13 protein-coding genes are annotated in these 12,524 nt (G+C 63.7%); 8 read left to right on the top strand and 5 right to left on the bottom strand.

Annotated features, from left to right (window positions below):
* Positions 1-102 precede the first annotated feature (102 nt).
* The 6 genes from KYE46_RS05815 (at position 103) to KYE46_RS05840 (ending at position 5,931) form a co-directional block, all read left to right on the top strand.
* Positions 103-1,635, top strand: coding sequence for an acyl-CoA carboxylase subunit beta (locus KYE46_RS05815; protein WP_219004114.1), 1,533 nt, complete (start codon positions 103-105; stop codon positions 1,633-1,635).
* A 60-nt stretch (positions 1,636-1,695) separates the two neighbouring features.
* Complete coding sequence (locus KYE46_RS05820; protein ID WP_219004115.1) at positions 1,696-1,959, top strand: DUF7218 family protein; 264 nt, start codon at positions 1,696-1,698, stop codon at positions 1,957-1,959.
* A gap of 22 nt (positions 1,960-1,981) precedes the next feature.
* A complete protein-coding gene (locus KYE46_RS05825) occupies positions 1,982-2,413 on the top strand; it encodes a DUF6497 family protein (protein ID WP_219004116.1) in 432 nt (143 codons plus the stop codon).
* A 373-nt stretch (positions 2,414-2,786) separates the two neighbouring features.
* On the top strand, positions 2,787-3,161 hold the full coding sequence (locus KYE46_RS05830) for a hypothetical protein (protein WP_219004117.1): 375 nt from the start codon (positions 2,787-2,789) through the stop codon (positions 3,159-3,161).
* Between the two features lie 364 nt (positions 3,162-3,525).
* Positions 3,526-3,732, top strand: a complete 207-nt coding sequence (locus KYE46_RS05835; RefSeq protein ID WP_219004118.1) for a YMGG-like glycine zipper-containing protein — start codon at positions 3,526-3,528, stop codon at positions 3,730-3,732.
* A 156-nt stretch (positions 3,733-3,888) separates the two neighbouring features.
* Complete coding sequence (locus KYE46_RS05840) at positions 3,889-5,931, top strand: acetyl-CoA carboxylase biotin carboxylase subunit (protein WP_219004119.1); 2,043 nt, start codon at positions 3,889-3,891, stop codon at positions 5,929-5,931.
* Between the two features lie 48 nt (positions 5,932-5,979).
* Here the strand turns inward: KYE46_RS05840 and KYE46_RS05845 are convergent, their stop codons facing one another.
* Positions 5,980-6,432 (bottom strand): DUF4174 domain-containing protein, encoded by a 453-nt coding sequence (locus tag KYE46_RS05845; protein WP_247716928.1) that lies wholly within the window; start codon positions 6,430-6,432, stop codon positions 5,980-5,982.
* 205 nt (positions 6,433-6,637) lie between these two features.
* Here KYE46_RS05845 and KYE46_RS05850 point away from each other — a divergent pair, with 205 nt between their 5' ends.
* The gene (locus KYE46_RS05850) at positions 6,638-7,492 is read left to right on the top strand and encodes a hypothetical protein (RefSeq protein ID WP_219004120.1); all 855 of its coding nucleotides are present in this window, start codon (positions 6,638-6,640) and stop codon (positions 7,490-7,492) included.
* On the top strand, positions 7,464-9,593 hold the full coding sequence (scpA, locus tag KYE46_RS05855; RefSeq protein ID WP_219004121.1) for a methylmalonyl-CoA mutase: 2,130 nt from the start codon (positions 7,464-7,466) through the stop codon (positions 9,591-9,593). The genes KYE46_RS05850 and scpA overlap by 29 nt, the downstream gene beginning before the upstream one ends.
* 20 nt (positions 9,594-9,613) lie before the next feature.
* On the opposite strand, the gene KYE46_RS05860 is transcribed toward scpA, so the two are convergent.
* The 4 genes from KYE46_RS05860 to KYE46_RS05875 all read right to left on the bottom strand — a co-directional run bounded on the left by KYE46_RS05860 (position 9,614) and on the right by KYE46_RS05875 (position 12,466).
* Entirely contained in the window at positions 9,614-10,060 is a 447-nt protein-coding gene (locus KYE46_RS05860) for a YcgN family cysteine cluster protein (RefSeq protein ID WP_219004122.1), read from the bottom strand.
* Entirely contained in the window at positions 10,057-10,980 is a 924-nt protein-coding gene (locus KYE46_RS05865) for a bifunctional riboflavin kinase/FAD synthetase (protein WP_219004123.1), read from the bottom strand. The genes KYE46_RS05860 and KYE46_RS05865 overlap by 4 nt, the downstream gene beginning before the upstream one ends.
* Positions 10,981-11,040: 60 nt before the next feature.
* Entirely contained in the window at positions 11,041-11,484 is a 444-nt protein-coding gene (locus tag KYE46_RS05870) for a MaoC family dehydratase (protein WP_219005029.1), read from the bottom strand.
* A 109-nt stretch (positions 11,485-11,593) separates the two neighbouring features.
* Positions 11,594-12,466 carry a TIGR01459 family HAD-type hydrolase gene (locus tag KYE46_RS05875; RefSeq protein WP_219004124.1) on the bottom strand — a complete coding sequence of 291 codons (873 nt, stop codon included), beginning with the start codon at positions 12,464-12,466 and terminating at the stop codon, positions 11,594-11,596.
* Positions 12,467-12,524 lie beyond the last annotated feature (58 nt).

Below are 12,524 nucleotides of genomic sequence, written 5' to 3' on the forward strand. Positions count from 1 at the left end.
CGCAAAGTGTTTTGCAAATTTACTAGAAGCCACTGGAGCCGATCCCCGCTTCCGCATAGTTTGCCGCCAAGCGGCGAAGGCCCGCGGCGAAAGGGAGGCACCATGACCGACATTCTCGAAGAGCTGAAGGAACGGCGCGCGCAGGCACATGCCGGCGGCGGCGAAAAACGCGTGGCCGCGCAGCACGCCAAGGGCAAGCTGACCGCGCGCGAGCGGATCGAATTGCTGCTCGATGAAGGCTCCTTCGAGGAATACGACATGTTCGTCGCGCATCGCACGACGGAATTCGGCATGGCCGCGAACCGCCCGCCGGGCGATGGCGTGATCACCGGGTGGGGGACCGTCAACGGGCGGCAGATCTATGTCTACAGTCAGGATTTCACCGTTCTGGGCGGCTCCGTCTCAGAAACCCACGGCCAGAAAATCTGCAAGATCATGGACATGGCCGTGCAGAACGGCGCGCCCGTGGTGGGCATCAACGACTCGGGCGGGGCGCGTATCCAGGAGGGCGTGGATGCCCTTGCCGCCTACGCCGAGATCTTCCGCCGCAACGTCGAGGCGTCGGGCGTGATCCCGCAGATCAGCCTCGTCATGGGTCCCTGCGCGGGCGGCGCGGTCTATTCCCCCGCGATGACCGACTTCATCTTCATGGTGAAGGACACCTCCTACATGTTCGTGACCGGCCCCGATGTTGTGAAGACCGTCACCAACGAGGTCGTCACCGCCGAGGAACTGGGCGGGGCCGCCACCCACACGCGGAAATCTTCCGTGGCCGATGCGGCGTTCGAAAACGATGTGGAGGCCATCGGAGAGGTGCGCCGCCTGATCGATTTCCTGCCGCTCTCCAACCGCGAGAAGCCGCCGGTGCGCCCCTTCTTCGACAGCCCCGACCGGATCGAGGAAAGCCTCGACACGCTGATCCCCGACAACCCGAACCAGCCCTACGACATGAAGGAGCTGATCACCAAGGTCGCGGACGAGGGCGATTTCTACGAGATACAGGAGGATTTCGCTGCCAACATCCTGACCGGCTTCATCCGTCTGGAAGGGCAGACCGTGGGCGTCGTGGCCAACCAGCCGATGGTGCTGGCGGGCGTGCTCGACATCGACAGCTCGCGCAAGGCGGCGCGTTTCGTGCGGTTCTGCGACTGCTTCGAGATCCCGATCCTGACGCTCGTGGACGTGCCGGGCTTCCTTCCCGGCACCACCCAGGAATACGGCGGCGTCATCAAGCACGGGGCCAAGCTGCTCTTCGCCTACGGTGAGGCGACCGTGCCCCTCGTCACGGTGATCACCCGCAAGGCCTATGGCGGCGCTTATGACGTGATGGCCTCCAAACACCTCGACGCCGATGTGAATTACGCGTGGCCCTCGGCCGAGATCGCGGTGATGGGCGCGAAAGGCGCGGTGGAGATCCTGCACCGCTCCGACCTGGGCGACGCGGACAAGATCGCCGCCCATACCGCCGAATACGAGGAGCGGTTCGCCAATCCCTTCGTGGCGGCAGAGCGTGGCTTCATCGACGAGGTCATCCAGCCCCATTCCACCCGCCGCCGGGTCTGCCGCGCCTTCGCCTCCCTGCGCCGCAAGCAGAAGCAAATGCCGTGGAAGAAGCACGACAACATCCCGCTATGAGTGCACTTCAAGGAACAATTGGCTCCGGCGTCTCGTTTTTCTTCCGTAAAGGAGATGACGATGACCAAGGATCATGGACCGTCCGTGAAGGACGACGACACCTACGAAGCCCTGCGCGACGACGGCGCATCGAAGGAGAAAGCCGCGCGGATCGCGAATGCGCAGGCCTCCGACAGCCAGAACCCCTCGAAGAAGGGCGGCAAGGCGTCGCCTTACGAGGAGTGGACGAAGGACGAGCTCTACGACCGCGCACAAGAGCTGGACGTGGAGGGACGCTCGGACATGTCGAAGGACGAGCTGATCGAGGCGCTGCGCAACAACTGATGCGACACGGCGGGGCGGCGTGATGCGCCGCTCTGTCCTCATTCTCGCAGTTCTGGCCGCCGCAGCGGGCGCGGCCTTCTACGCGCTCCGCGGTGGCGAGGGCGCGGCCGAGGCGTTCTGCACCACGGACGAGGTGCTGCAAGCCCCCTCGGGCAATGCGCTGCGCCTCTGCGACGTGGTTTATGAAGTGCAACCATCGAACGAGGCATGGGTCGTGGTGCGCGTCACCGATCCCGACCTCGACAGCAACCAGACGCGGGCCGATCTTGGCGATCACGACTGGGCCTGTGAGACCTGGGGGCTGCCCGCTCTCGAGAAAGAGCCGCGCCCGACGCGCATCATCGTACAGATCATGGAAGAGCCCTTCGCGCGCGGTGAGCCTGCGCCGGGGATAACCCAATCCATCGAAGCCTATTCAGAAGAGAACGCGACCTGCATGTGGGAGCTTTTGTAATGCGACAACAACATCTTGCGATGCGACATTCATGTAGACCTCGCAGTGATGCATTCGAGTCACAGGCCGAGCTATTTTGTGGAAAACTCTGTGGAGGGAAGCCCTTGCGCTGTAACGTGATCCTCAGCTGCAACAACGCAGCTGTACCTCGGATCGTGCCCGGGTCTACGGGCTTCAGGTCAATAGGCCCGGTCACACCGCGAGGCAATAAGAAGAAGAAATCGGCTCAGGCGGGATTGCAGACACCGTCCAAGCCGCAATGGCAAGTCCCACGGCGCAATCCCCCAGAGCGCCCGAGCAGGACCTCCCCTCTAACCGGACGGGGCTTCGGCCGCGTCCGGTATATCCCCCTCCACATCAAGGGGGTCTCCCCATGCTGAAACATCGCGGTTTTCCCGGTCGGCTTCCGTCGAGCGAGTACCAATTCGTCATCCGTCGCGACAACAAGGCGGGTGCGACGAAGCTGATCGCGCGGGAGCGTTACGCCGACCGTCGCCCGCCAGACCGCCGCGCGGACGCCGGTTTCATGGAGGCGCTCTGGCTCTACTTCGGTGAGGAGCCTTTCGAGCGCGGCAATCTGGACGCCGGGCGCCTGAGTTGGCTCTTCGGACGCGAGGTTGTGCCCGCGGAAGACCCCTTCGATCCCGAAAGCTACGAGGCGCTGTTGAAGATCGACGTCGACCGCGCGCGTGCGTCTTTCCCCGAGGCCTTTGACGGCACCGGTGTCTGGGACAACGGATCGGCATGATCCTGCCCGCGCCAAACGAAATTGAGCGGTCCGCCGCGCAGAGTGCAGGCCGTGCCACGCAGCCGCTTTCGCACGGGGCGAAAGCAGGCATGGTGCTCGTGTCGGCCTATGTCCCCAGTAACTTGTACCCGGCCGACGCTTACAAGACGTGTTACCCTTCCCCTATAAGGCGGTCGGTCGTTCAATCGGCGCGACCGCCTCTTTTTTTGCGCGAGAGAAGGGGGCTCTCGTGGACGATTGCGGAGCCTCTTTCCGCCGAAAATGAATTGGGGGAACTCGGGTCTTACGCAGGCACGGCACAACCTGTTATCCTGCCCGCGCGAGACTTCTCGCCATTGAGCATATCGACAGGAGACGCATCAAAATGCGCACCAAGTTCACCATTACCGCCCTCTTCGCCGCGACACTTGCCGTGTCCGGTTGCTACATGTCCGACCTCGAACGCGCCGGTGTCGGCGCCGTTGCGGGCGGCGTCACGGCCGCGGCCGTTGGCGGTAGCGTCGCGACCGGCCTGCTTGCCGGTGCCGCTGTCGGCGCCGTCTGCGACGAAGTCACCAACATCTGCCGCTGATTTTCGCGCGGGTCTGACCCGCGCGCAGTCCACCACGCTTGACCACCCGGGCCGCCGCGCCCCGGTGGTTTTTCGCGTTTCAACCCCACGCAACACACCCGTTTCGCAGGCTCTCGTTCCGCAGGCCGCCACCATCCGCAGGGAAGGATAAACCCCATGTTCAAGAAGCTCCTGATCGCCAACCGCGGAGAAATTGCGTGCCGCGTCATCAAGACGGCCAAGCGCATGGGCATCCCCACTGTCGCCGTCTACTCGGACGCCGATCGCAATGCGCTGCATGTGAAGATGGCCGATGAGGCCGTGCACATCGGGCCGCCGCCCGCGAACGAGAGCTACATCGTGATTGAGAAGATCATGCAGGCGATCCGCGACACCGGCGCCGATGCGGTTCATCCCGGCTACGGGTTCCTCAGTGAAAACATGAAGTTCGCCGAGGCCTTGGAGGCCGAGGGCGTGGCGTTCGTCGGCCCGCCCGCGACCGCGATCGAGCAGATGGGCGACAAGATCACCTCCAAGAAGATCGCGCAGGACGCGGGCGTCTCGACGGTGCCGGGGCATATGGGGCTGATCGAAGACGCGGCGGAAGCGATCAGGATCTCGGGCGAGATCGGCTATCCGGTAATGCTCAAGGCCAGCGCCGGGGGCGGCGGCAAGGGGATGCGCATCGCATGGTCGGAAGACGAGGTGGCCGAGGGGTTTCAGGCCTCGAAGAACGAGGCCGCAAGCTCCTTCGGCGATGACCGCATGTTCATCGAGAAGTTCGTCACGCAACCGCGTCATATCGAGATCCAGGTTCTCGCCGACAAGCACGGCAACGCGATTTACCTCGGTGAGCGCGAATGCTCGATCCAGCGCCGCAACCAGAAGGTGATTGAAGAGGCACCCTCGCCCTTCCTCGACGAGGCGACGCGCAAGGCGATGGGTGAGCAGGCCGTCAGTCTGGCCCAAGCCGTCGGCTATACCAGCGCCGGCACCGTGGAATTCATCGTCGACGGGGACCGGAATTTCTATTTCCTCGAGATGAACACCCGCCTGCAGGTCGAGCATCCGGTGACGGAGCTGATCACCGGCGTCGACCTGGTGGAGCAGATGATCCGCGTCGCCGCAGGAGAAAAGCTCTCCATGGCGCAGAAGGATGTGACGCTCACCGGGTGGGCGATGGAATCGCGGCTCTACGCCGAAGATCCGTATCGCAATTTTCTGCCCTCCATCGGTCGCCTGACCCGCTATCGCCCGCCGGCCGAGGTCGCTGCTGGCCCGCTTCTCGACACCGGCAAATGGCAAGGCGACGCCGAGAGCGGCCCGACCGCCGTGCGCAACGATACCGGGGTTTACGAGGGTGGCGAGATCTCGATGTTCTACGATCCGATGATCGCCAAGCTCTGCACCTGGGCACCGGACCGCGCGGGCTCGATCGAAGCGATGCGCGTGGCGCTCGACAGCTTCGAGCTGGAGGGCATCGGTCACAACCTGCCGTTCCTCTCTGCCGTGATGGACCATCCGAAGTTTGCCTCGGGCGACATCACAACCGCCTTCATCGCCGAGGAATACCCCGAGGGGTTCGAGGGCGTGAGCCTGCCGGAAGCCGAACTGGTCCGCGTTGCCGCGGCTGCCGCCGCCATGCACCGCGTCGCCGAAATCCGCCGCACCCGCGTGTCGGGGCGCATGGACAACCACGAGCGTCGGGTGGGCGCGGAGTGGGTCGTCTCGCTTCAAGATCAGTCCTTCGAGGCCTCGATCAAGGCCGACCACGACGGTTCGACCGTTGCCATCAACGGGAAAGAGATCCGCGTGGCCTCGGACTGGACGCCGGGCGATCAGCTGGCCCGCCTTACGGTTAATGACGCGCCGCTGGTGCTGAAGGTCGGCAAACGCCCCGGCGGCTTCCGCCTGCGCACACGTGGCGCCGATCTGCAGGTCTTCGTGCGCACGCCGCGGCATGCCGATCTGGCGGCTCTCATGCCCGAGAAGATCGCGCCCGATACCTCGAAGCTGCTGCTTTGCCCGATGCCCGGACTGGTCGTGAAGGTCGACGTGGAGGAAGGGCAGGAGGTGCAGGAAGGTCAGGCGCTTTGCACCGTCGAGGCGATGAAGATGGAGAACATCCTGCGCGCCGAACGCAAGGGCGTCGTCTCCAAGATCAACGCGGGCGCTGGCGACAGCCTTGCGGTGGACGAAGTGATCATGGAGTTCGAATAGATCGATGACGCGTTCGGGCGCTCATATGACGGACGGTGCCGGGGCGGTTTACCTGCCTTGGCGCAGCTCTTCCTGTCGGAGCTGGAAGTTGTCGATCGCCCGGACGATTTCGCGCACGTCTCGCAGCGCGGGCCTGCGCAGGCCGACGGTTCCGTCCTTGGCCAACACGACAATGGAAAACCCCCGAGGCCTCAGCGCCGTGCGGATTTCGGATCGCGCGGCGGGGTCCGTGTCGTACAGGATCACGACGTCACGCTCCAGCAGCGCATCGGGGCGCTCGGCCAGAAGCTCCAACTGTTCGATGAACCGCGGGTCTGCTGGCGTGTCCGCGAAGACGATGATCGGACGCGCGATCCAGAGGAAATCATCCAGCGTCAGCCCCTCGGTCGAGCGCGGCTCCAATGGATCAATGGCGTCTTGCGGATCAACGGTGTCTTGCGCGTTTGCCCCGAAAGGCAAAAGGCACATCAGGGCAATCAATAGGGTTCGGTACACTGTCATCGGTTCTCCTGTCCTGACAGATATAATCGGCCTGACGCGCAATGCTAAGGTTTTCGCTATTTGGATCGGGGTGTTGACGGAATGTTCATCGCCCGGACCGAAGAGAGGTGGGTCAGTCCTGCCCCCTCTGCGAAAGGTCCCGCCGATGCATGTCATCCTCCACGTTGGTGCCCATCGAACCGCCACGACGGCACTGCAACATCACATGGCCGAGCATCGTGGCCTGCTGTCGGACGCCGGCGTGATCTACTGGGGTCCGAAGATCACCCGTGGCGGGCTGTTCAGGGGCGCCATCGGGAACGTCGAAGGCGTTATGGCGTGGCAGGAGCGCCGCTTTTCCGGGCGGTGTGCCATGCGCGCGGATGCCGTGCGCAAGGCCGGGGCGACGCATCTGGTGGTCAGCGACGAGAACATGTTGGGCTCGCTGCGTGCGGCGCTCGAACATACGCGGCTCTACACCGACGCTGGACGCCGCGTCGCGGCTTATGCCCATGGCTTTGAGCGGCACAACGTGACCGTCGCACTCTGCGTCCGGGACTATGCCGATTGGTGGACCTCTGCCATGGCGTTTCGCCTGATGCGCGGCGGGCCGCTGCCCCATACCGAATTGCGCGAACATTTGGTGACCCAACCGCGCCGCTGGCGCCATATTGTCGAGGAACTGGCCCGCGTCCTGCCCCGCGCCCGGATCGCGGTCTGGCGGTACGAGGTCTCTGCCGACGCGCCAGACCGGCTGGTTGAGGAATTGACGGGCATCAAGACCCCGCCTTCGACCGCCGCCCTCGAAAATCGCCGCCCGACCACCGAAGTGCTGCATGACCTGATGGAAACCTGCGGCATCGACCCGGCTGAATTTCATTGGCCCGACGGGCAGTTCATGCCCTTCGCCCCCTACGAGGCAGAGGCGCTGGACGCCCAATATCAAGAAGACCTCGCCTGGCTTTCGACCGGGGCAGGGGGCTTTGCCGACTACTTTGACGCGCCTTTGGCAGAGACCGAAGCGCCGACAGCATATGGAAGAGGATACCCCGATGACGGAGAAGACCGACAATTGGCGTAAGCTGGCCGAGAAAGAGCTGCGCGGCCGCGATCTGGAGGATCTCACCTGGCACACGCTGGAGGGGATTGACGTCAAGCCGCTCTACACCGCTGCGGACACGGAGGGGCTCGCCCATATGGAGGCCCTGCCCGGCGAAGCCCCGTTCACGCGCGGTGTGAAGGCCACGATGTATGCGGGCCGCCCCTGGACGATCCGGCAATACGCGGGCTTCTCTACCGCCGAGGAAAGCAACGCCTTCTACCGCAAGGCGCTGGATGCGGGGCAGCAGGGGGTCTCGGTCGCCTTCGACCTTGCCACCCATCGCGGCTACGACAGCGATCATCCCCGCGTCGTGGGGGACGTGGGCAAGGCGGGCGTGGCCATCGACTCGGTCGAAGACATGAAAATTCTTTTCGATGGCATCCCGCTCGATAAGATCTCCGTCTCCATGACGATGAACGGCGCGGTGATCCCGGTGCTGGCCAGTTTCATCGTTGCGGGTGAGGAGCAGGGCCACGACAAGGCGCTCCTCTCCGGCACGATCCAGAACGACATCCTCAAGGAGTTCATGGTCCGCAACACCTACATCTATCCGCCCGAACCCTCGATGCGGATCATCTCGGACATCATCGGCTATACCTCTGACAACATGCCGAAATTCAACTCCATCTCGATCTCCGGCTACCACATGCAGGAGGCGGGCGCGAACCTTGTGCAGGAGCTGGCCTATACCATCGCCGACGGCCGCGAATACGTGCGCGCGGCGATGGAGGCGGGGATGGACGTCGACAAGTTCGCCGGCCGCCTGTCGTTCTTCTTCGCCATCGGCATGAACTTCTTCATGGAGGCCGCCAAGCTGCGCGCCGCACGCACCATGTGGCACAAGGTGATGACCGAGATGGGCGCCAAGTCCGACCGCTCGAAGATGCTGCGCACCCATTGCCAGACCTCGGGCGTCTCCCTGCAGGAGCAGGACCCCTACAACAACGTCATCCGCACCGCCTACGAGGCGATGAGCGCCGTGCTCGGCGGCACCCAGTCGCTGCACACGAACTCCTTCGACGAGGCGATCGCGCTGCCCACCGACTTCTCCTCCCGCATCGCGCGCAATACGCAGTTGATCTTGCAGGAGGAAACCGGCGTCACCAATGTCGTCGATCCGCTGGCAGGCTCCTATTACGTGGAGGCGCTGACCGCCGACCTGATCGAGAAGGCCACCGCGCTGATGGACGAGGTGGAGGAGATGGGTGGCATGACAAAGGCCGTGGGCTCGGGCCTGCCGAAGCTCCGAATCGAGGAATCCGCCGCGCGCCGTCAGGCAATGATCGACCGGGGTGAGGAGGTCATCGTCGGCGTCAACAAGTACCGCAAGGAGGCCGAGGACCCGATCGACATTCGCGACATCGACAACGACGCGGTGCGCGAGGCGCAGATCGCCCGGCTCGAGAAGATCCGCGCCACCCGCGACGAGGAGGCCTGCAAGGGTGCGCTCGCGGAACTGACGCGCACCGCCCGCGAAGGCGGCAACCTGCTGGCCGCGGCGGTCGAAGCCGCCCGCGCCCGCGCCACGGTAGGAGAGATCAGCATGGCCATGGAAGACGAATTCGGCCGCCACCGCGCCGAGGTGAAGACCCTCGCGGGCGTCTACGGCTCCGCCTACGAGGGCGACGAGGATTTCGCCGCGATCCAGCAGGACGTGGAGAAATTCGCCGAGTTGGAGGGCCGCCGCCCCCGGATGCTGGTGGTGAAGATGGGCCAGGACGGCCACGATCGCGGCGCCAAGGTCATCGCCACGGCCTTCGCCGACATCGGTTTCGACGTTGACGTGGGCCCCCTGTTCCAGACCCCGGAAGAAGCCGCGCAGGATGCCATCGACAACGACGTGCACGTGATCGGCATTTCGTCACAAGCCGCAGGCCACAAGACGCTGGCGCCGAAATTGATCGAGGCGCTGAAGGCGGAAGGGGCGGGGGAGATCATCGTGATCTGCGGTGGCGTGATCCCGCAGCAGGATTATGACTTCCTCAAACAGGCCGGCGTCGCCGCGATCTTCGGGCCGGGCACGCATATCCCGTCGGCGGCAAAGGATATCCTGCGGCTGATCGGTGAGGCGCGGGGCTGACGGGCCGGGAGGCCGGGGGCTCAGGTCCCCGGTTCGTCGATGATGTAGTCGTCCCAATCTTCCTCGTCGACTTCGAACTCCGGCACGGTGATGCCCCGCACGGAGACGCCGGCTTCGTGAACCGTATCAGGGTCGCCCGAGATGAGAGGATGCCATGATTTCAATGGCTTGCCCTCATGCAGCAGGCGATAGGCGCAGGTCTCGGGCATGAAATAGGCCACGTCCTTCATCGTGTCGGGCGTCAGTTGGATACATTCGGGCACAAGCGTCTTGCGGATCTCATATTGCCCGCAGAGGCAGGTCTGATCGTCAAGCAACCGGCAGGCCACGCGCGTGAGGGCGACCTCCTGCGTATCCTCGTCTTCCAGCTTGTTGAGGCAGCATTTGCCGCAGCCGTCGCACAGCGCCTCCCATTCTTCCGACGTCATCTTCGTCGGCGGAATGCGTTCCCAGAACCTGTCCCTCATCCGCGCAGCGCCGCGCGTGCGGCGAGGCTGTCCATATCCATCTGGGCGATCAGGTCTTGCAAACTGTCGAACTTCATCTCGCCGCGCAGGTAGGCCACGAGGCCGACAGATAGGTGAGCGCCATATAGATCGCCCGCAAAATCAAATAGATAGGTCTCGAGGTTCGGTTGCTCCAGCTCGAACATCGGACGGAACCCGAGGTTCGCAACGGCGCCGTAGCTGCCCGCATGGGGGCCATCGCGCACGTCGACGGTCACGGCGTAAACGCCCGGTTTCGGCACGTGCAGCCCGTCCAGACCCATGTTCGCGGTCGGGTAGCCAAGCTCTCGGCCGCGCTTTTCACCGTGCAGAACGGGCCCCTCGATCCGGTGCCAATGCCCGAGCATCGCCGCGGCGTCGGCGGGGCGCCCTTCGGTCAATGCCGTGCGGATCGCCGTGGAAGAAACCGCGCCAGTCTCGCCCTCCAGCAGATCGGCGATGGTCACGTCGAAGCCGTATTCGGCCCCCATCTGCTTCAGGGTGTCGGCGCTTCCGGTCCGGTCCTTGCCAAAGCGGAAGTCCGCCCCGACGACCGCGTGGCTGATCCCCAGGCTCGCGACCAGCACATCCCGCACGAATTCGACGTCGGACAAGCTCTTCAGGCGCGTGTCAAAGGGCAATTCAGCCAGTAGATTAACGCCAAGTTTGCGCAATCGATTGGCCCGTGCCTCCGCGTTCATCAGACGAAACGGCGGCGCATCCGGCGCGAAGACCTGCCGGGGGTGCGGTTCAAAGGTGACGACGCCCAGAGGCGCGTCGAGCCGTTTGGCGAGGTTCAAGACGTGCTGGTGCCCGCGATGAACCCCGTCAAAGTTGCCAATGGCGACCGATGCGCCTTTGTCGGCCGGCGCGGCATATTGGTGATCACGTAGAATTTTCATGGAGTGCAATTAGTCCAGAGCGTCGGACCGTTGCAAGGTGAACAGCGGCGTCGCGGCCCGTCAGTCGAACTTTCCGGAAGGCGCCAATACCGTCGCCTCACCCTTCAGGACGACCGTTTCGCCCACCCGCGCCTCGGTCTTCAACTGCACGCGGCGCCGGGCATAGTCGATCGACAGGACCTCGACCCTGGCTTCCACCATATCGCCGGGCCGGACGGGCGCCATGAACTTGAGGGATTGGCCGAGGTAGACCGTGCCGTGGCCGGGAAGCTGTTCACCGATGACTGCAGAAATCAGCCCGGCGGTCAGCATTCCGTGGGCGATGCGACCTTCAAAGATCGTGTCCTGCGCATATTGGTCGTCCAGATGCACCGGGTTCCGGTCAGTCGACACCTCTGCAAACATCTCGATGTCCTGATCGGTGATGATCTTTTGCAGAGAGCGAGCCATGCCGACCTCCAGATCTTCGATGACGATCGTTCCCGTTGCGATGTTGTCGAGCATAGCGCGTCCCTCCATGACGCTTCTATACGCTCACGCAAGCCATTCTGCAATGCAGAAAGAAAGATTAGGCATCAAAAATGGCGATGCCCGCAATTAAATTTCGCGGTGACTAGCGCAACATTCCGATGGCAAACGTCGGCTCCAGCTGCGCGCTGGTCAGGAATGACGCGAGTTTCGTTTCGTTCGGTTGGTGCTCGGTCCCGGTCTCGCCCCGCGCGAGTCCACCTGTAATGAACAGTGTATCGATGTTCTCTCCGGTGCCGCCGGACACATCGGTGTTGATCCCGTCACCGATGGCCAGAATGCGATCGTCCGAGGCGGGTTTCCCGATCTGGACCAGACGCCGACGCGCCAGATCGTAGATCGGCGGATGGGGTTTGCCGAAATAGAGGCTCTCTCCGCCCATCTCCGTGTAAAGCTGCGCCAAGGCGCCGGCGCACCAGATCCGCTCATCACCGCGATCCACCACGATATCGGGGTTGGCGCAGAGCAATTTCAGTCCGCGAGATTTGGCGAGAAGAAACTGCGGGCGCAGGTCCGCGGGATCCGCGTGAGGGTCGAAGGGGCCGGTGCAAACGATGCCTTCCGCCTCTTTCAGAGGCACGCGCGCGATGTCGACCGCGTCATCGACCATTTCCATTGGTGCAAAGAAGGATTCGTCCTGCGACTGGCCGATGTGCCAGACTTTTGTACCCACGGCGCCCCGTAGCATCGCGGCGCGGGCGCTGTCGCCGGACGTGGCAATCACATCCCAACAATCGCGCGGCACGCCGATGCGGTCCAACTGCTTGGCAACGCTGGCGCGGGTGCGGGGGGAATTCGTAAGCAAGAGGACCGTGCCACCGCCGGCCTTGAAGCTGCGCAAGGCTTCGACGGCAGAGTCGAACGGGGTGATGCCGTCGTGCAAGCAACCCCAGAGATCGCAGAATACGGCGTCGTAATTGTCCGAGATGTCGGAGAGGGTGTCGATGATGCGGGTCATGGGCGCTCCGGTGCTTGCTTCAAGAATGATGTAGGGCAAGCCTACGCCAGCGGCCAGA

It is taken from the genome of Gymnodinialimonas ceratoperidinii (assembly GCF_019297855.1).
Lineage (GTDB): Bacteria > Pseudomonadota > Alphaproteobacteria > Rhodobacterales > Rhodobacteraceae > Gymnodinialimonas > Gymnodinialimonas ceratoperidinii.

Coding starts and splice junctions, on each gene's coding strand:
- KYE46_RS05835 (WP_219004118.1), top strand. CDS start 3,526: ATGCGCACCAAGTTCACCATTACCGCCCTCTTCGCCGCGACACTTGCC.
- KYE46_RS05875 (WP_219004124.1), bottom strand. CDS start 12,466: ATGACCCGCATCATCGACACCCTCTCCGACATCTCGGACAATTACGAC.
- KYE46_RS05850 (WP_219004120.1), top strand. CDS start 6,638: ATGGCCGAGCATCGTGGCCTGCTGTCGGACGCCGGCGTGATCTACTGG.
- KYE46_RS05820 (WP_219004115.1), top strand. CDS start 1,696: ATGACCAAGGATCATGGACCGTCCGTGAAGGACGACGACACCTACGAA.
- KYE46_RS05870 (WP_219005029.1), bottom strand. CDS start 11,484: ATGCTCGACAACATCGCAACGGGAACGATCGTCATCGAAGATCTGGAG.
- KYE46_RS05815 (WP_219004114.1), top strand. CDS start 103: ATGACCGACATTCTCGAAGAGCTGAAGGAACGGCGCGCGCAGGCACAT.
- KYE46_RS05840 (WP_219004119.1), top strand. CDS start 3,889: ATGTTCAAGAAGCTCCTGATCGCCAACCGCGGAGAAATTGCGTGCCGC.
- KYE46_RS05845 (WP_247716928.1), bottom strand. CDS start 6,432: ATGACAGTGTACCGAACCCTATTGATTGCCCTGATGTGCCTTTTGCCT.
- KYE46_RS05830 (WP_219004117.1), top strand. CDS start 2,787: ATGCTGAAACATCGCGGTTTTCCCGGTCGGCTTCCGTCGAGCGAGTAC.
- KYE46_RS05860 (WP_219004122.1), bottom strand. CDS start 10,060: ATGAGGGACAGGTTCTGGGAACGCATTCCGCCGACGAAGATGACGTCG.
- scpA (WP_219004121.1), top strand. CDS start 7,464: ATGACGGAGAAGACCGACAATTGGCGTAAGCTGGCCGAGAAAGAGCTG.
- KYE46_RS05865 (WP_219004123.1), bottom strand. CDS start 10,980: ATGAAAATTCTACGTGATCACCAATATGCCGCGCCGGCCGACAAAGGC.
- KYE46_RS05825 (WP_219004116.1), top strand. CDS start 1,982: ATGCGCCGCTCTGTCCTCATTCTCGCAGTTCTGGCCGCCGCAGCGGGC.